22 protein-coding genes are annotated in these 18014 nt (G+C 41.6%); 14 read left to right on the top strand and 8 right to left on the bottom strand.

All coding sequences use genetic code 11. The features are described from left to right. The first annotated feature begins 107 nt into the window (after nucleotides 1-107). Nucleotides 108-1130, top strand: coding sequence for an N-acetyl-gamma-glutamyl-phosphate reductase (gene argC / locus JWG41_RS20645; protein WP_205271522.1), 1023 nt, complete (start codon nucleotides 108-110; stop codon nucleotides 1128-1130). Further along, nucleotides 1117-1740 carry a phosphorylase gene (locus tag JWG41_RS20640; RefSeq protein WP_205271521.1) on the top strand — a complete coding sequence of 208 codons (624 nt, stop codon included), beginning with the start codon at nucleotides 1117-1119 and terminating at the stop codon, nucleotides 1738-1740. Before argC ends, JWG41_RS20640 begins: the two co-directional genes overlap by 14 nt. Nucleotides 1741-1757: 17 nt before the next feature. On the opposite strand, the gene JWG41_RS20635 is transcribed toward JWG41_RS20640, so the two are convergent. Continuing rightward, on the bottom strand, nucleotides 1758-2372 hold the full coding sequence (locus tag JWG41_RS20635) for a glutathione S-transferase family protein (RefSeq protein WP_205271520.1): 615 nt from the start codon (nucleotides 2370-2372) through the stop codon (nucleotides 1758-1760). 53 nt (nucleotides 2373-2425) lie between these two features. Further along, nucleotides 2426-3586 (bottom strand): deoxyguanosinetriphosphate triphosphohydrolase, encoded by a 1161-nt coding sequence (locus tag JWG41_RS20630; RefSeq protein WP_205271519.1) that lies wholly within the window; start codon nucleotides 3584-3586, stop codon nucleotides 2426-2428. A 49-nt stretch (nucleotides 3587-3635) separates the two neighbouring features. Between JWG41_RS20630 and JWG41_RS20625 the strand changes: the two genes are divergently transcribed. The 6 genes from JWG41_RS20625 to JWG41_RS20600 all read left to right on the top strand — a co-directional run bounded on the left by JWG41_RS20625 (nucleotide 3636) and on the right by JWG41_RS20600 (nucleotide 8855). After that, nucleotides 3636-4256, top strand: coding sequence for a DedA family protein (locus tag JWG41_RS20625; protein ID WP_205271518.1), 621 nt, complete (start codon nucleotides 3636-3638; stop codon nucleotides 4254-4256). Further along, nucleotides 4253-4735 (top strand): LIC11661 family lipoprotein, encoded by a 483-nt coding sequence (locus JWG41_RS20620; protein WP_205271517.1) that lies wholly within the window; start codon nucleotides 4253-4255, stop codon nucleotides 4733-4735. Before JWG41_RS20625 ends, JWG41_RS20620 begins: the two co-directional genes overlap by 4 nt. Nucleotides 4736-4904: 169 nt before the next feature. Further along, nucleotides 4905-5807 (top strand): TRAP transporter TatT component family protein, encoded by a 903-nt coding sequence (locus tag JWG41_RS20615; RefSeq protein ID WP_205271516.1) that lies wholly within the window; start codon nucleotides 4905-4907, stop codon nucleotides 5805-5807. A gap of 19 nt (nucleotides 5808-5826) precedes the next feature. Beyond that, complete coding sequence (dctP, locus tag JWG41_RS20610; protein WP_205271515.1) at nucleotides 5827-6834, top strand: TRAP transporter substrate-binding protein DctP; 1008 nt, start codon at nucleotides 5827-5829, stop codon at nucleotides 6832-6834. Nucleotides 6835-6855: 21 nt separating this feature from the next. Next, on the top strand, nucleotides 6856-7551 hold the full coding sequence (locus JWG41_RS20605) for a TRAP transporter small permease (RefSeq protein ID WP_205271514.1): 696 nt from the start codon (nucleotides 6856-6858) through the stop codon (nucleotides 7549-7551). Next, nucleotides 7551-8855 carry a TRAP transporter large permease gene (locus tag JWG41_RS20600; RefSeq protein ID WP_205271513.1) on the top strand — a complete coding sequence of 435 codons (1305 nt, stop codon included), beginning with the start codon at nucleotides 7551-7553 and terminating at the stop codon, nucleotides 8853-8855. Before JWG41_RS20605 ends, JWG41_RS20600 begins: the two co-directional genes overlap by 1 nt. 111 nt (nucleotides 8856-8966) lie before the next feature. On the opposite strand, the gene JWG41_RS20595 is transcribed toward JWG41_RS20600, so the two are convergent. From JWG41_RS20595 to fliS, 3 genes are read right to left on the bottom strand one after another with little or no spacing between them, the layout of a single operon-like run. Continuing rightward, nucleotides 8967-9491: a J domain-containing protein gene (locus JWG41_RS20595; RefSeq protein WP_205271512.1), complete on the bottom strand. Its 525-nt coding sequence runs from the start codon at nucleotides 9489-9491 to the stop codon at nucleotides 8967-8969. Continuing rightward, the gene (locus tag JWG41_RS20590) at nucleotides 9470-9883 is read right to left on the bottom strand and encodes a flagellar protein FlgN (RefSeq protein ID WP_205271511.1); all 414 of its coding nucleotides are present in this window, start codon (nucleotides 9881-9883) and stop codon (nucleotides 9470-9472) included. The genes JWG41_RS20595 and JWG41_RS20590 overlap by 22 nt, the downstream gene beginning before the upstream one ends. An 18-nt stretch (nucleotides 9884-9901) precedes the next feature. Further along, entirely contained in the window at nucleotides 9902-10348 is a 447-nt protein-coding gene (gene fliS, locus JWG41_RS20585) for a flagellar export chaperone FliS (RefSeq protein ID WP_205271510.1), read from the bottom strand. A gap of 77 nt (nucleotides 10349-10425) precedes the next feature. Here fliS and purN point away from each other — a divergent pair, with 77 nt between their 5' ends. Genes purN through fsa form a run of 5 tightly spaced genes read left to right on the top strand, consistent with a single transcriptional unit; the run spans nucleotide 10426 to nucleotide 14705 of the window. Then, a complete protein-coding gene (gene purN / locus JWG41_RS20580) occupies nucleotides 10426-11040 on the top strand; it encodes a phosphoribosylglycinamide formyltransferase (RefSeq protein ID WP_205271509.1) in 615 nt (204 codons plus the stop codon). Beyond that, nucleotides 11037-12578: a bifunctional phosphoribosylaminoimidazolecarboxamide formyltransferase/IMP cyclohydrolase gene (gene purH / locus JWG41_RS20575; RefSeq protein ID WP_205271508.1), complete on the top strand. Its 1542-nt coding sequence runs from the start codon at nucleotides 11037-11039 to the stop codon at nucleotides 12576-12578. Before purN ends, purH begins: the two co-directional genes overlap by 4 nt. Then, nucleotides 12578-13294, top strand: coding sequence for a hypothetical protein (locus tag JWG41_RS20570; RefSeq protein WP_205271507.1), 717 nt, complete (start codon nucleotides 12578-12580; stop codon nucleotides 13292-13294). Before purH ends, JWG41_RS20570 begins: the two co-directional genes overlap by 1 nt. Before the next feature lie 43 nt (nucleotides 13295-13337). Next, complete coding sequence (locus JWG41_RS20565; protein WP_205271506.1) at nucleotides 13338-14009, top strand: hypothetical protein; 672 nt, start codon at nucleotides 13338-13340, stop codon at nucleotides 14007-14009. Nucleotides 14010-14060: 51 nt separating this feature from the next. Beyond that, on the top strand, nucleotides 14061-14705 hold the full coding sequence (fsa, locus tag JWG41_RS20560; protein WP_205271505.1) for a fructose-6-phosphate aldolase: 645 nt from the start codon (nucleotides 14061-14063) through the stop codon (nucleotides 14703-14705). Between the two features lie 4 nt (nucleotides 14706-14709). Here fsa and JWG41_RS20555 read toward each other — a convergent pair whose 3' ends face one another. From JWG41_RS20555 to JWG41_RS20545, 3 genes are read right to left on the bottom strand one after another with little or no spacing between them, the layout of a single operon-like run. Further along, nucleotides 14710-15201, bottom strand: a complete 492-nt coding sequence (locus JWG41_RS20555) for an HPP family protein (protein ID WP_456298546.1) — start codon at nucleotides 15199-15201, stop codon at nucleotides 14710-14712. 22 nt (nucleotides 15202-15223) lie between these two features. After that, entirely contained in the window at nucleotides 15224-16249 is a 1026-nt protein-coding gene (locus JWG41_RS20550) for a DUF1574 domain-containing protein (protein ID WP_205271503.1), read from the bottom strand. A gap of 56 nt (nucleotides 16250-16305) precedes the next feature. Then, nucleotides 16306-17049, bottom strand: coding sequence for a pseudouridine synthase (locus JWG41_RS20545; protein WP_205271502.1), 744 nt, complete (start codon nucleotides 17047-17049; stop codon nucleotides 16306-16308). Between the two features lie 49 nt (nucleotides 17050-17098). Between JWG41_RS20545 and lipA the strand changes: the two genes are divergently transcribed. After that, nucleotides 17099-18007 (top strand): lipoyl synthase, encoded by a 909-nt coding sequence (gene lipA, locus JWG41_RS20540; protein ID WP_205271501.1) that lies wholly within the window; start codon nucleotides 17099-17101, stop codon nucleotides 18005-18007. The last annotated feature ends 7 nt before the right edge of the window (nucleotides 18008-18014 follow it).

The following is an 18014-nucleotide window of genomic DNA, read 5'->3' as shown; positions in this document are numbered from 1 at the left end:
AACAGTCCAATCATTACAAAGAAAGATTTTAGAAAATCAACTCAATTCTATATTAGAGCCGTTTGACAGCTTGCCCCAATCCGCAAATCTTGACCTTGGTTCCTACTATGAAACAAACAAAAATAGCAATCATTGGTGCAGGTGGTCTCACCGGCAAAGAACTCACAAAACTCATCGCCCACCATCCGGGTTTTGAGTTAGTTCATGTCACATCCAACCAAGTAGATGGAAAACATATCCGTGAAGTTTTTCCTGATCTAAGCCATCTACCGGATTTAAAGTTTCAAAAACACGAGGCTCCGGTTCCCAAAGATGCCGGCATTGTTCTTGCCACTCCGAATGAAGTCTCCCTCGAGAAAGCCCCGCAATTTTTAAAAGAAGGTCGCAAGGTCATTGATCTTTCAGGAACCTTTAGGCTTCACAACCAAACCAAATTTGAAAAGGCGTATCAATTTCCTCATACAGAATTTGGACTGATGAACCAAGTGGTCTTTGGTCTACCGGAACTCTTTCGCGAAAAACTAAAAAATGCTAACTTTGTTTCGAATCCAGGTTGTTATGCGACCTCTGCCATTCTCCCCATTGCCCTTCTTGGAAATTTGAGAAAAGAAATCCAAGGCCCAGTGATTGTTGATGCCAAATCAGGTGTGAGTGGTGCCGGAGGTAGGACCGAAGAAATCAAATTTGCTTATACGCATGTATATGAAAATTTTAGAGCTTACAAAATCCTTACCCACCAACATGAACCGGAAATGGAAGAATATGGATTTGTAGGTTCGGAGGAAAAGGAAATTCATTTCACTCCCCACTTACTTCCCATCTACAGAGGAATCCTTGCCACAATTTACTTAAACTTTCCCAAAGGCATTGATCCAAAAATTGTAGAAGAAAAATTTCAAGTCGCAGCATCCAAAGAACCTTTCCTTCGTTTGTATTCCTCTCCAGAAGAAGTAGAAATCAGAAAAGTACAAAATACAAACTTCTTGGATCTGGGATTTCGTATCAAAGGAAACACTCTCGTCATCGTTTCTGCACTCGACAATCTAGTGAAAGGGGCGGCAGGACAGGCCTTACAGAATTTGAATTTGATGTATGGATATCCTGAAACGGAAGGACTTGTTACCCTTTAATCCCGACCAAACACTCGTTACTGGAGCATTCGAAGGAGAAATAAATATCCTTCGTGCTTCGGGAAAGTTTCCACACGTAGAAGTGATGGGGATTGGAAATTTAGAAGCTGCTGTCAATTTATCCGATTATCTTTTCCGAAACAAAGAGATAAGGCATATTGTTTTTTTTGGATCTTGTGGTGCTTACGAATGGACAGGAATCCCCATAAAGTCGGTTGTATCACCAAACCTAGTCTATACGAAAGAACTAGCCCACTCATTAAAAATTGCCAAACAAATTCCTGAAGCACAAGAGTTTTATGGAATGATTGCAGACAACCGGTTTCGGACCGTACGTTGTAATGCCCCCACAACGATCACACTGGCGGAACTCAAAACCCCACCGGACGCATCCTTTCTGAGATTAGAAGTTGAAAATTTGGAACTCTTTGGAATCACAAAAGTCGCAGCAAAGTTTTCTCTTTCGGTCACTGCCTATTTAGCCGTAACCAATATCGTAGGACCCAATGGATCGACCGACTGGGCTAAGAATTGGAAAGAGCTTTCCCATTCTTTACAAAACCAATTTTTGGAAAAGCTTGTGAATTTTCCTTCTGAACTAATTTCGTAAAAACTCCAAAATAAAAGTTAATTTGAATCGGCAAGCACTCGAGAAACGACCGGTTCTTCTAACACTCGTTTCACCCAATCACCGACCTTCGTAGGGACTTTAACTTCCATAAGTTCGATTTGTCTGATAAAGGGGGCATATAAAATTTCTAAAAAACCAAACCTGTTTTCATGTAGGTAATCATTGGATTCCAGAATCCCTTCCAAAATATCAAAATGCCTTCCGATCCGTTTTAAGGAATCTTTCATTCGATTTGTATCCCATTTTTCTTCGGGGACAAATTTCTTGGCAAAGTAGACGATACTTCCCGGAAAACAAAACTCTGATTCACAACGTTGGATGGCCTGGTTGAGAAGGGCTCCCTTTTGGATCTCCTTTGAGAAAAAGGGAGAATCGAAGGAATGTTTCTCTTCCAAATAACGGATGATAGCCTGGGACTCCGCAAGAAAAAAACCATCATCCACAAGCACAGGAACTTTCCCATAAGGGTTGATTTGGATAAAAGGTTTCTTTCGATTTTCTAATTTTTCTAAAGCAATGGTGAGAGTTTCATAAGGAAGATTTCTATATTGCAAATAAATATGAACCCGTTTGCTAAAAGGGGAACGGGGATTGGAATACAATTGGTACATTTAAGACTTCTCCCAAGTTTTTGAAATCATAATCGTTTTTATTTTTCTTTCAATTAATAAGGAAACCAAAGTATCCCTTCTCGTTTTAATTTTTCAATGGCATACCGGTCTGTCATTCCAGCGATATAATCACAAATCACTCGCATCCTTCCCTCTTCTTCTTCTCTATTCCGATACGACTCCGGGATGGATTCCGGATGGGATTCAAAATGTTTGAAGAGTAAAAAAATCGTTTCTTTTCCTCTTTCACTCATCCTGGATACTTCCGGATGGCGGTAGAGTTTTCCAAACAAATAGGATTTGAGTTCATGAAATTCGACCTGGAATTCCTCAGAAAATTGTACCAGTTTCGTTTGGTTCTGGAAGGCAAGAGAGACATCCTCTCTAGTCTGAATGGAATGTTTTTGTAAACGGTTTTCGATACTATCAATCAAATCAGAAACCATTAAATTAAGCAAAATCCGACCCGCCGAACGAGAAACAGAATCTTTATCCGAGGGATTTGTTTTAGGAAGAAAATCTTCCAATCGTTTCCAAACTTTTAATTCTTTCACATCGGAAAGCCGTAACAATCCACTTTCTAATCCATCTTCCAAATCATGGGCGCTATAAGTAATTTCATCCGAACTATCCACCACCATCGCTTCTAACGAAGGACCACTATCTCGCCGAACATCGAATAGGTCTGATTTTTCGTAATCCCCGCCATGTTTCATGATCCCAAGTAAGGTTTCCCCACAGAGATTGAGACCTGGAAACTCAGGATATCTACGTTCTAATTTCTGAACCACACGTAACGATTGTTTGTTGTGCTCAAACCCACCCTTCCCTCGCATGAGTTCTGCTAGTGCCTCTTGACCGGCATGACCAAAGGGAGAGTGGCCTAGATCATGTGCGAGAGCTATCGTTTCACTTAAGTCTTCATTGAGTCCAAGGACTTTGGAGATGGTTTTGGAAATCCCGGCTACCTCTAAGGTATGTGTGAGTCGATTGCGAAAATGATCTCCTTCCGAATAAACAAAAACTTGGGTTTTGTATTCCAATCGTTTGAATGCGTGGGAATGAATGATACGATCGCGGTCTCTTTGAAAGGGAAGGCGGTAAGGATGTTCCAGTTCACTGTACTCGCGGTCCCCCGGATTTCTACTCCTGACAGCATAGGGAGCAAGGATTTTTTCTTCATCGTCTAGGAGCTCATTTCTCCCTTTCTTCATAAATCACTTTCCTTTTTGAACGAAACCATAAAATCAGTATAAATCCCTCATGGACTTTCTACAAACTCTAGTTTCCATTTTTATGCAATACGGTTATTTTGCCGTTTTTGGAATTCTGATCCTTTGTGGATTTGGTCTTCCGGTTCCTGAAGACATTTCCCTGACTGCAGGTGGCGTCATTTCAGGCCTTGGTTATGCCAATGTCCATATCATGTTCCTTGTGGGGATGGCCGGTGTTCTCATCGGAGACAGCTTTGTATTTTGGCTCGGAAGTTATTACGGGGAAAAAGCACTCACACTTCCCGTTCTCCGCACTGTCCTCCATCCCGAGAGGTTTGACAAGGTTCGCGAACAATTCAAGAAATACGGTCGCTGGGTTGTTTTCTTTGGTCGATTTATGCCAGGACTGCGGATGCCCATATTCTTTACCGCGGGCACTTCCAAACAAATCAGTTTCATTCGTTTTGTATTTACCGATGGATTTGCTGCCCTAATTTCTGTTCCCATTTGGGTGTATTTAGGGTATTACGGGGCCCATAATTTTGACCAACTTATGGGTTGGGTTCGGAATGGACAAACCATCATTCTAGTTCTCGTTGGCCTCGCCATATTGGTGGCTGCCTTCTATTGGTGGCGGAGGAAAAACAGAGAAGCTCGAGGGCAAAAATGAACACAGTTTCTTTTTTATTCCGCGCCTTTTCTCTGGTGATCCTGAGTTTTTTAGGTCTCGGCTGCACCAATTACTCGACTACGGCTGCCGTCCAGGCACCCCCCACCTTAATTTCCATTACCAATAACGGAAATTCCAACTTTACCATCAAAGTTAGGGCCCAAAACCCAGAATTCATCTTCCAGGGATACCGGCTTTACTCCGGTGCCACAGAAACTTTGGCCCAGAACCCGACAGATCTCAATGTGGGAGCTCAATGTGTTTTGGCCTCATCCACGATTGTCCAACCCATCGAATACACCTTTGAAATCGATCCTTCTGAGAATCCGAATACCAGCGGGGTATCTTGCCGAATTTTTACCACCCTCACACCGGGAACCTACATTGCTATGCGTACCCTAGGCCTCTCGGTCAATCTACAGAATAGCACGAGTTCGTTTAAGGTTTCCATTTCCTCAAATACTCTTATTGTCCCTTAAAATAAAACTTTCTTGCATTTAAGTCAAATGCGTGTATTTTTTTCCGGAATCATGGGAAATCTTTGTGCTTTTTTTAGAATTTATCTAAATTTTAGCAACAAAGCCTTCCCAAGAGGATACAAATAGAAAGGGATTCAGGTCCCAAATATCTTTTGGAGGATGATACAAAATGTACCAAACGAAACATTGGTCAAAAATCGCAATGGCAGCACTCGTACTCGTTTCTGTTGTTGCTTGCGGAAAATCAAGACAAGTGAAAATCTCTGACTTAAATGTAGAGAGAGCAACAGCTCCAGCAAAACTTCCTGCTGACATAGAAAAACTATGGAAGAACAGACAAAACGAACAAGACCTAAGACAAGCACTTGTTGGTTTAGAAAAATTTGCACTTGAGAATCCTCAATATGCAGATGTGAAAGTTCTACTCTGCCGTGGAAATTATCTTTTGAGTGATGGACACCTTTGGTTGAAACTCAATGGTGAATCTGAAAATGACGACAAAGTAAAAGAAGAATCCATTCAATTTTACGATGCTGCCGTGACTTGGTGTGAAGCCGCGCTTGCTCTCAACGCAAAGTTCAGAGACAAAGTAGTCAAAGAAAAACTAGAGATTGAAAAATCTTTGGATGTTCTTGGTCCTCAAGACATTGATGCTCTCTATTGGAGATATGCATCTCTTGCAAAATGGTCTCGTTTAGTTGGATTCACTACTCTCCTTTCTAACCGTTCCAAATTCTCTGCTATGATCAACCGAGTGAAAGAAATCGAAAAATCAACCGGTAAAGAATATTTTTACGCAGCAACACTTCGATATGACGCAGCAAGTAACGCTCTTTCTCCTACAGGAGACAAAAAATTAGCGGATAAATACTTCGAAGAAGCGATTGCAAAACATCCAAACTATTTTGCCGTTCGAGTTTTATATGCCGAAAGTCGCCTCAAAGGAAACGAAGACAAATTCAAAAAACAATTAGATTTCGTTTTGAAAGGCAAACCAGCATCCCTTCCTGAAATCGAAGCGGATCAAATCGTAGAACAACGAAAAGCCAAAAAATTACTCGACGAACTTTAGTCATTACTAGGAGAACTAGATGTTTTTAAGACAATTAAAGTATTTAGTTTGCGTAAGTATTTCCCTCACGATCAGTGGGGGTTTACTTGCTCAAACAACAGTTAAACTGGCAACAGTTGCACCGGAGGGATCTCCGTGGGCCAACGAACTTGCTAAAATCAAAAAGAAAATTGAATCAGAATCACAAGGCCAAATTAAATTTAAAATTTATCCCGGTGGGCAAATGGGTGGAGAGAACGAAATTCTCCAACAAGTCATCCGTGGAAAACTACAAGGTGCAGGTCTCACAGCAGGAGCTCTCGCCAATACAGTTAAAGAACTTAACGTATTAGAGATTCCTTATTTATTCAACTCTTATGCACAAGCGGACTGTGTCCTTGATGACCACTTACAAGAAGATTTTCGTAAACTTTTCGAAGCAAAAGGCCTAATCTTTGTTACTTGGGCAGAAAATGGATATCGTTCTATCGGAACAAAATCCACTCCTATCAAAACTCCAGACGACCTAAAAGGAATCAAAATCAGAATCCAAGAATCTCCAGTTCATATTGCTTATTGGAAACAATTGGGTGTGAGTGGAATTCCTATTGCGATTCCAGAAGTTCTTCCCTCCCTCCAAACGGGTGTGGTAGAAGGTTTTGACAACACTCCTCTTTTCACTTTAGCAGCAGAATGGCAAACAGCTATCAAATATTTCACATTGACTCGCCATATCTACCAACCAGCGGCAATTCTTTATTCGAAAAAGTTTTGGGATACTCTAAACGACGAACAAAAGAAAACGCTTATGGGTGAAGGAAACAAACTCGCTCCAGGGGCTAGACAAGCCGTTCGTTCCATCGAAAAAAACATGATTGCTACTTTGAAAAAAGCAGACGTGATTGTTTACGAACCTTCTAACTCTGATTTAGCGGGATTCAAATCAGCGGCAGCCGCTGTTTCAGGACAAGTCATTGGTAAAATTGGTGGTCAATCCAAACAAATCTTCGACAAAATCCAAAAAGCCAAAGCAGCTTGCGGCGGATAAGTTAAGGAAGGATATAGATAAATGAAATTCGTCGAACGAATTCTAAACACCTTGAGTTTCGGCGAGAAATGGGCGGGGGGAATTTGTTTCCTTCTGCTCACTCTTCTCATGATTGCTGACGTTACCAAACGGGAAGTAGTCGATATTGTATTTAATTGGATTATGGAAGTCACAGAAGCTTATCCGAAAACCAGCGTTGCTGGTGTCGTCGGAGATTGGAGTGTCTACATTGCAGAATCCATCCACGGAGGAACCTCCGGATTTTTAGAGTGGCTCGGCCTTGGTGGAATCATTTGGGCACAAAAACTTTCCCTCTATTTTATGTTATGGGGAGGACTATTCGGTTCCGCACTTGCGAGTGCCAAAGGTTCCCATCTCCGTCCAGAAATTGCAGACAAAGTGTTACCAAAAGCATTGTTACCGTATATTAAAATTGCAGAACAGTGGGTCATCTCAGCTTTCTTTTTATTCCTAGCTTACCTCTCTGTCATTTATGTTCTAGAAAGTATTAGTTTAGATGAAGTGAATCCAGTAACGGAACTCCACTTATGGAAAGTCCAAATGATTTTTCCTTACGTCTTTCTCTCTATGGGTTTTAGACATTTGTGTTATGGAATTTTTCCGGCACTCATTCCTTCCGATATCAATGAAGCAACAGAAGCATTGGAACTTGCGGAAAAAGAACTTTCCGAATCTAACTCACGGGGGAATCACTAATGGGTTCTTGGGGAATACTCCTACTCTTACTTGGTCTAATTTTACTCAGACAACCGTTGATCGTACTTATGGGCGCGATCACTGTTTATTGTTATTACTTTTTACCAGATCCACCTCTTGAGTCCTTCCATGAACTCAACAGCATCATCGGGGATTTGTTCTTTGCTGGTGATAAGGAAATCCTACTCGCGATTCCCCTATTCATTATCGCAGGGAACCTAATGACTCACGGAAGTATAGCTAGGCGACTCATTCGAATTGCCCAAGCGATGACAGCACCCATTCCTGCGGGTCTTGCGATTGCAGGGGTATTTTCCTGCGGAATTTTTGCTGCGATCTCTGGATCCTCTCCGGTAACTCTCATTGCCATCGGCGGTCTGATGTATCCTTCCTTAACTAAGGCCGGTTACCCAACGCAGTTTTCCATGGGACTTCTTGCCTCAGGGGGAACTCTTGGGATCATCATCCCTCCGAGTATTCCTATGATTGTATATGCGATTATGGTGGGTGTTTCTGTTACGGATCTTTTCATCGCAGGGATCGGACCTGGAATCCTTCTCATGTCCCTTCTTATGATCTACTCTGTGTTACGTGCAGGAAAAGTGGGTCGTGGAAAATGGGATTGGCAAGAGATCCGTACCGCATGGAAGGAAGGTGTTCTTGCCTTAATGATGCCAGTGGTCATTCTCGGTGGAATTTACTCCGGTTTCTTTACAGCAACAGAATCTGCGGCAATTGCAGTATTTTATGCCATCCTCGTGGAAGTATTCATTCACAAGGAACTTAGTTTTCCAAAGATCCCAAAGATCATGGCAGAAAGCGCGGAGATGTTAGGAATTCTATTCCTGATACTCATCCTTGCTGTGAGTTTGAACAAGTTCATGATTGAAAACGAAATTCCTCAGAATTTAGTAGCGACCATGACTGGACTCATTTCAAGCCCAGTGACTTTCCTTATCGGTGTGAACGTTTTGTTACTCATCGTGGGAATGTTTATGGATATCATGAGTGCGATCCTCGTTCTAGCACCACTACTTGCTCCTATGGCTGTCAACTATGGAATCAATCCAGTCCACTTCGGAATCATTATGATTGTAAATTTGGAAATTGGATATTTGACACCACCAGTAGGTGTGAATCTATTTGTGGCTTCTGGTATCTTCAAACAACCGTTAGGAAAGGTCATCCAGTCAGTAGCTCCCATCGTGGGACTATTTCTGATTGGACTTATCCTCATCAGTTGGATTCCAGAGATCTCTCTTGGTCTTGTAGGCGGAGAAGCAGCGGCAACACCAACGCCGTAGTTTACACACCATCACGATTACCAGTAGTTCTTTTTGTCTAAAATTTCTAAGGACAAAAAGAATCTAGGTAGAGAAACAAAAAAGCCGGGGTTCTCCTCCGGCTTTTTTTATTTAACTCCACCAAACGCGAAGTCGTTCCAAAGAATCTTTAGCATCGTTTGCCCAAAGGCTTGTGGAATGTTTTTTTAAAATCTCCGCATAGACAGAAAGCACAGGTTCTAAATCTTTTCTCAATTGAACCAGTTCCTTGTTTAAGTTGTCCGAAAGTTCAATGGGATGGAGGTTTCGTTTTTCATAATAACGTAAAATTGCCTCAGTTTCTTTTTCCTTGGCCAATTTGTATTCATGAAATACGGGATCTTTGGATGGTTTGGGAGAGGGAACTTTTGTATCCGAAAAACCTTCCCCACTTCCAGAGGCAAAGATTTCGTCTTCGGGATGGATCAGGAGATAATCTTTTAAGGATTCGTAATGTTTGTTTAATTCCAAAAACATTACATCACTTGTAAATTCACCAGAATCAGGATGGTATTTTTTGGCGAGTTTGTGATAGGATTCTTTGAGCTCGGATTCTGTAAATCCAGGAGAGAGGCCTAAAAAATGGAGGGAATCATTTAACAGTAATTTTTTGTCCATGAGAGGCCGGAAGTCTGAATCAAATGAAACTTTAGTTTTCGTTTGATACTGAATTCCCAATATTCTTTTTTACTCTCATTCATTTCGAAAACAAGTAATTCTTGCACTTTTTGTTGGAGAATTCTTGCCGCGTCCAATCTTTCAAAAACCGTTTCCGAAATGGCAATTTCATCAGCAGAATAAACTTCGATTTCCTGTCTTTCCCAAAGTTCCCGGTCGACCTCTTCCAACTTCCGTACTAAACTTTCATTTTTAAATTCCAACTTCACTGCTGTATCCGCATTACGGTAAGACAGTAACTCATCTTCTCTTTTCAAATTGGCGATCAGAGAATCTAAGTATTGGATCTTTTTTTGTAAAAGTTGTTTGGTCGTTTGTTTGGATGAAATCATAAATTTGTGAGTAATTAACTATCCAGTGATCGAAATTCCGGTGGGTCGCACACCAGGGGCTGTGTTTGGATTCGGAGTGTCTTTTTTTTCTAACTCTTCCCAAGAGATTTTTAGCTCAATGAGGATTTTGATACACTCTTCGATGATTGTTTTGTCTTTTAGCATATTGGCTTCTAACAATCTTTTCTTCAAATAAACATATAAGGACAAAAGGTTATTTGCGACTTCTTTCCCCTCTTCCATATTGAGAGAAAGTAGAAGTTCGGTAATGATGTCTTGAGTTTTGATGATATTGTTGTTCACAACATCATACTTTCTGGGAGTCATATTGTCTTTTGCCACACCAAGGAATCGGATGGCCCCGTCAAAGAGCATCACGATCAATTTGATTTGGCTAACGGTAGATATCTCATTGGCTTTGTATTCATTGTAAGCAGAGGCACCGGTTTTTCTCGCAAGCGACATTTTTTTCTCCTGAGTATTCCCATCGACCAAAAAGGATACTTGCTTAATGACCCAAGTGAATATTCTTAGAATATCACATGGGAAAAATAAAACGTGTCGTTTTTTTGGCTTCGGGAAGAGGATCCAATTTTACCGCTTCCGTCGAGTACATTCGAAAAAAAAAGCTAAAGCTCGACCTGGTTGCCCTTGTGACAGACAATCCGGAGGCCAAAGCACTCGGTATCGCCAAATCCTTTGGAATTCCCACAAAAGCCATTCCTTACGCTACGTACTCCCAAAAAGCCGACTACCATAAGGATTTACTGGGGGAAGTGGAAAACCTAAATCCCGACCTCATTGTGGCCTGCGGTTATATGCGAATTCTAAAACCAGAATTTGTACGCCGGTTTCGAAATAGGATCATCAATGTCCATCCAAGCCTACTCCCGGCATTTCCCGGCCTCGATTCCCAAAAACAGGCCCTTGATTACGGAGTGAAGGTTGCAGGTTGTACGGTTCATTTTGTGGAGGAAGGTGTGGACACAGGTCCCATCATATTGCAAAAAGCGATTGCCATTGCTCCCGAGTGGACTGAAAAAGAACTATCCCTTGCAATCCTCGCGGAAGAACACAAAATCCTTCCGCTCGCTATACAACTGTTTTGTGAAGATAAATTAAAAATCAAAGAACGAAAGGTAGAAATCCTAAAATGATCGAAATCAAAAGAGCACTCGTATCCGTATCCGACAAAGCCGGAATTACGGAGATCTGTTCCTTCTTAGCGAAAAACGGTGTGGAAATCCTTTCCACCGGTGGAACCTATGATGCCCTCTCCAAAGCTGGAATCCCTGTAAAAAAAGTAGATGAGTTTACTGGTTTTCCAGAAATCCTCCACGGTCGAGTGAAAACCCTCCATCCAAAAATCCACGGTGGACTTCTCGGTGACACTACAAACCCCGACCATGTGAAACAAATGGAAAGTAATGGAATTGTTCCCATCACTCTTGTGATTGTGAATTTGTATCCGTTTGTCAAAACCGTGATGAAACCGGATGTCACACTAGAGGATACGATAGAAAACATCGATATCGGTGGACCATCTATGCTCCGTTCGGCGGCAAAAAATCATAAAAACGTAGTTGTAATCACTGATCCAAAAGATTATGAATCCTTCCAATCAGAGTTTACGGCAAACAAAGGAAAAGTTTCAAGAGAAACAGCATTTCAATATGCTGCCAAAGTTTTTTCAGAAACCGCATCTTATGATTCCGCGATATCCACATTTTTTAATAAAAAACTAGATATCAAATATCCTGATAAAATCACTTTAGCTTTTAATAAAAAACAAAAACTTCGTTACGGTGAAAACCCGCACCAAGACGCAGCCTTCTACGAACCGCTATTTATCAAATCGCAGTTTGAAGCCTTACAAGGAAAGGAACTCTCTTTCAACAATATGTTGGATTTTGATGCGGCCTTCCATGTCGCCAGTTTGTTACCGAAAAATGCCGTATCCATCGTAAAACATTTAAATCCTTGTGGGATTGCTTTTGGCGAAACAGTTTTAGAATCGTTTGAGTTAGCAAGAAAAACAGATCCTATTTCTGCTTTTGGTGGAATCATTGGAATCCATGGCCGAGTGGAAAAAGAATCTGCGGAAGAAATCACAAAGAACTTTGTAGAAGGTGTGATTGCGGAAAGTTTTTCAGACGAAGCATTGGAGATCTTTGGTAAAAAACCAAACATTCGTTTGATCCCCATCGCTCGCTTTGATGAAGCATTAGATGAATTGGATTTACGTTCTCTCCATCACGGACTTCTCATTCAAAATCGCGATTATGATTTGATTACCAAAGACAAATTGAAAATTGTTTCCAAAAAACGACCAACAGCTGACGACTTAGAAGGATTGATGTTTGCTTGGAATTGTGTCAAGTTTATCAAATCCAATGCCATCGTATATACTGACCAAAACTCCACTCTCGGAATTGGAGCGGGACAAATGTCTCGTGTGGACTCCGTCGAACTTGGAGCCATGAAAGCGCAAAAAGTAGGACTCTCGGTTGTGGGATCTTATGTCGGTAGTGATGCCTTCTTTCCATTCCGCGATGGGATTGATGCCATTGCCAAAGTGGGTGCGAAAGCAATCATCCAACCAGGCGGATCCATCCGAGATGAAGAAGTGATCCAAGCTGCTGATGAACATGGTCTGATCATGGTCTTTACTGGAATGAGGCATTTCCGTCACTAATGGAATTTTTTCTTTTCCTCCTATTTCTCGCTTTTTTTTGTTTGGTGACGGCCGTAATTACTTATTACGTGAAGATACTTTTTTTCTCTGCTAAAACCAATTACAGAAGAGAAGAACTAACAGACATTCGTGGGGATGTATTTCGCATTTGTCTGAATGTTTTAGAATCGGGAGGAAACTTGGTTTATGGGGTTGCATCCTTTTTGACTGCAGCCCTATTTGTTTGGCTTTGGTCCCTTCTGGGAACAGTCCTTGGGGATAAGGGACCGGGTCCAATGGAACATATCTTCCATATGCCAATTTTCTTTTTGGCTGTTTTCTTTTCTTTCCCCTACTTAAAAGAAGCTTACCGAGAAGAACGTTACCTGGCCCTAGCCAAACCCGTTCTTTCCGGCTTGGCTCTTGGAAATCTGTCTGCGGGTGCCGTCCACTACGGGCTTGACCGTGACCTATTCTTTTTGTTCTACTTACTTCTCTTTTTCTTACAAACTCCGGTCCTTGTTTTCCTTTGGAACCGAGAACCCATATTCGGTGTTAGTTTTGAGGAAAGCCCTGCTGCCTATTCTTATGAATCCGAGGAGGATTGGGGTGCACCTTCTGGTTCTACCGATTCCACTCAAGGCAATGGCTGGGAAGAAGAGGAAGATGGTCCCTTTACCGGGGAAACCGACGACTTCGGACTGGGAGATGATCCCTTCTCCGACGATTTTAAGTAAGAAACAGGTTCTCTTTTTTCCTCCTTCGGCCGATAAAAATCATATGAAGAAATATCTGATTTTCCTTCTTTTTTGCCTTCCAGGAATTCTCACTGCTCAAACAGAAATCCCCAATAGTTTGGATGGATTTGCAGAAGCTTCTTGGGGGATGACCTTTGAATCCATCCGTGAGAAATTTTTGTCTATGGCGACCAATCCGGAATCAAAGGAAAAGATTGAACTCTTAAATGAAAAAAAAGAAGAAAGCCTTCTCATCAAACGAAATGGAATCTTCTATCTTTACCGTTTTTATAAAACACCAGAACTACTCAAAGAAGTTCGCCCCAAACGAGAGGGAGTGGCGGAAACCGATCCTTCCATCGATGGACAGACAGAATTTCGTGAAAACGGAATCCTATTTTCTGTAGGGGTCACATTCAATTTGGTTCCAACGGAAAAAATCAAAGAGAAGATGGAAAAGAAATATGGCAAACCGAGAAAGGAATCCATCGGGGACGATAAGGTTTCCGGAGCCGCCATTTGGGAACTGGTAGAAAGAAGAGAGAACCCTCCCCGCGGTGGATTTGCCGTAGTTTGGAGAGAAGGTTACAAAAAAGCAGCCTACACACGTAGGATTGATTACTTTTCTGCCAATCTCAAAGAGGTGATCGCTAAGGATTATGTCGATTTCTTCAGCGTACAAGAAACAAAAACCTTGCGGGATTTAATCCCGTAGTTACCCTGTCTCGTGAGGCTTGGCAAACCAATGCCAAGCAGACGAGGCAAAATGAATTTATTTTTAGACACAGCCAACATTGACGAAATTAAAAAAGTCCATGAACTTGGTCTCCTAGATGGGATCACCACAAACCCATCCATCATCGCAAAATCCGGCCGTAAGTTCACGGAAGTCATCAAAGAAATTTGTAGTTTTGTAAAAGGTCCTGTGAGTGCAGAAGTTCTTGCAACAGATGCACCGACTATGATCAAAGAAGGTTTAGAACTTTCTAAAATTGCAGAAAACGTAGTGGTAAAAGTTCCTTTAATTCCAGAAGGAATCAAAGCAGTAAAAGCATTCACCGAACAAGGAATCCAAACCAACGTAACCCTTTGTTTCACTGCCAACCAAGCCCTACTCGCTGCTAAAGCAGGTGCCAGTTACATCTCTCCTTTTGTGGGTCGTTTGGATGATATTGGTTATGATGGATTGGAACTCATCTCTGAGATCCGAGACATTTATGACAACTACGGAATCGAAACACAAATCCTTGCGGCATCGGTTCGTCACCCCATCCACTTCAAAGAGGTAGCTCTTCGTGGTGCCGATTGTGTTACCCTTCCTTATTCTGTATTTGAAATGCTTTTCAAACACCCACTCACTGACAGTGGACTTGCAAAGTTTGTAGAAGATTCTAAAAAACTAAACTGGTAAAAAACTAAAACCACACCACCGGATACTTTCGGTGGTGGACCAAATTATTCACAACAAGAGCATTCACAAGTAGTATCAAAACTCCGATTAGAACCGGAAATAAAATAAAGTCCACTCCCACTCCCCCGAGCACACCAATCATTGCTGTAGCACCACCTGGTGGATGTAAGGTGTGAGTCCAATACATCACAAAAATCGAAAGCCCTACTGCAAACCCGATCGTGAAAAAATTGGTTCCAAGAGTTGCCACAAGGATCACCGCAATGGTGGCGGAAATCAGATGTCCCCCAATTAAATTTCTAGGCTGAGACAAAGGAGCATCCGGGACTGCAAACAAAAGCACTGCTGTTGCACCGAACGAACCAATAAGAAGCGAATGGCCTGACAAATTCGTAACAGCAAGGATGGACCAAATGGAAACTGTACTACTAATCAAACTCCAGATGGCAAACCTGAGGGAACGTTTGTTACGTTTTACCGAAAGTGGTGCTTTGATTTTACTCGGTAAACTTTTGAATCTACTTTTCAGCGTAGTTCACCCAAATCTCTTTCATCTGATCGATAAAACAAAAAGCAGATTGGTGGGATGCATCATTAAATAAATCACAAGTTCCTGCTTTGTTCCAATTCAAAGGATAAGCACCATAAGAAGTGGCAAGTGTCTCCATAGGATTCCACCAAACTTCTTTTATATGAAACTTTTCATAATACTGATAATAATCACCGTAAACCTTGGGCCAAAGCACCAAGGTTTTGATTTGATTCTTCTTTGTGAGTTCTAAAAATGCTTCCACATACGGTTTCTGAGATGTGCCGAGTGAATAAGAACTCATATACAAACTTCCAATCCGAAGTGTATCTTTTTTGATTTTTTCAGTGGGGTTCGACTGCACCCCATACATCAAATATTCACCCTTTGTATAATTGATCAGTTGGAACTCTTGGTTATAACGAGATTTGTATTCTCTTAGTTTCCCTTGTTTGAGCCTAGAACTAAAAAGAGAGAGGTTTAATTCTACGGAACGAATGGTAAAAATTTTATCTAAAAAGTAAGACCACTTTTCTTTCAGAGGAATGTCTTTCCATACAATGTCCAAACAATCTTTGTCACAACCCAATCGTAAAAATGGAGACAAAATAAATCCTTTATTGTCATCAAAGGCTTCTGGACTGAGAGCAAGAATGACAAACTCCGGTTTGACACCTGACTCCAATATTTTTTTTAATTGGATATAGGAATTCATAGGAATTCCTTGTGGGCTACTGAAATTATAAAGGGTCCAATTTTTGTGGTAAGGTTCTGGAATTCCCAATTCAGAAAAAGGATAGGAACGAGAGTCTCCAAAAACAAGAGCTAGTTTTTTCTCACCAATTTCTTTGTCAGTTAACAGTCGCTTCGCGAGGACTGTTCTTTGAAAATAAAATACAGAATTGCCGGCTTGGAGGAATTCCTCATGAAAGACAGGCAAAAGGAAAATTTTATCTACCAAAAAGACAAAAAAGAAAAGGACCACTGGATATAATAAAAACGGTTTTGATTTCAAAAACACAAATCCCCTAACCTCACCATTTTAAGAGCGGATTGGATTCTTCAACCAAATTAAGAAGCCGGTTTTCCAAGAACCTGCTCTTCTGTGATGACTTTGTATTTTCCTTCCTCAAGCACAAAGTCCCGTAGATCCAATTTTCCAATCCGAATCCGATAGAGATCAAGAACCACCATCTCCTTGGCCTTACACATTCGCCGGATTTGGCGTTTTTTTCCTTCTTTTAAGATGATACTGAGGTAACTCGTAAAGCCGGGAGGAGTTTTTTCGGGAACTACATTCGCTGGTTTGACAGCAAGGGCTCGAAGCGTTTCACCACCCTCTCTTACACCTAACATAAATTCATCGGCAATGGGTTTCCAAGCCACGGGTTGTTTCAAACTGATGATATATTCTTTATCAATTTTGTTTCGTGGGTGTGTGACTTTTTGGATAAAGTCCCCATCGATGGATAAAAGCAAAAGGCCCCGAGAATCCAAATCCAAACGGCCCGCATAATTGTATTTTTGGAAGGCTTCAGGGAGAAGTGAGAAGATTGTATTCTCATGAAACTTATCTTCGTGCGAGGTTAGGTAACCTGGTGGTTTGTTGAAGGCAATGATTTTCGGTCGTTTGAGAGACTCTTCTTCCATCTGCACCGATTTTCCATCAAAACTGATAGAATCGGTTTCTTCGACTTGAAAGGAAAGGTCTGTGATGGTACTGCCGTTGACTTTGATTCGGCCTGCGAGGACCAATTCTTCAACTTTCCGACGGGAACCGAGACCTAATTTGGCTAGAAATGCGTTGATCCTCATGATTTTCCATTTTACAAAGTGGCCTCATTTCAAAAAGTCTAAAGAAGGTATGAATCCGTTAAAAAAGAAGCCTCGCTCCAAGAATATTAGTCCCCGGGTGACTCATCCTGAGTGGATGAAGGTGCGAGTGAGTTTTCCTACAGACGGAGACGCCCTCTCCCAAGTGAGAGGAGAGGTGGAATCCAAAAAACTTCATACGGTTTGCGAATCTGCGAGCTGTCCGAACCTCAACCATTGTTGGAACCGGCGCACTGCCACCTATATGCTTTCTGGAGATATTTGTACGAGAAGGTGCCAATACTGTGATGTGGCTTTTGGAAAACCAAAGGCACTAGACCTAGAAGAACCGGATCGAGTGGCAAAGTCTGTGGCCGAGTTAGAACTGCGGCACGTGGTTCTCACTGCAGTGAATCGGGATGATTTGAAAGATGGTGGTGCGGGCCATTTTGCAGAAACCATTACCAAAATCAAATCCTACCATCCCTCTTGTTCCATCGAAGTTTTAATCCCCGATTTCAAAGCAAAAGACGAATCCTTACAAATCCTCTACGCATCCAAACCCAATATCATCAATCACAACATTGAAACTGTAGAACAACTCTTTCCTACGATTGCCCCGCAAAAGAACTACAAACGTTCCCTCGAAGTACTGAAACATATTTCCGAACATGGTTTCCTGACGAAAAGTGGACTGATTCTCGGACTTGGGGAAAACGAAGCAGATGTAAAACAATGTTTAGAAGATCTGTATTCCCATGGAGTGCGGATGCTGACGATTGGCCAATACCTGCAACCAGGTCCTACTCACTACCCCGTACAAGAATTTGTGAAACCTGAAGTTTTTGATTTTTGGAAGGAATACGCATACAAACTGGGGTTCAAAATCGTAGCTTCCGGTCCACTGGTTCGTTCTTCTTACCATGCCGATGAATATTTTTCCGACCAAACCTCTAATTAATCCGAAA

Source organism: Leptospira chreensis (assembly GCF_016919165.1).
Classification (GTDB): Bacteria; Spirochaetota; Leptospiria; order Leptospirales; family Leptospiraceae; genus Leptospira_A; species Leptospira_A chreensis.
Note: the sequence above shows the minus strand (reverse complement) of the source record. Positions and strands in the feature narration are given on the sequence as shown.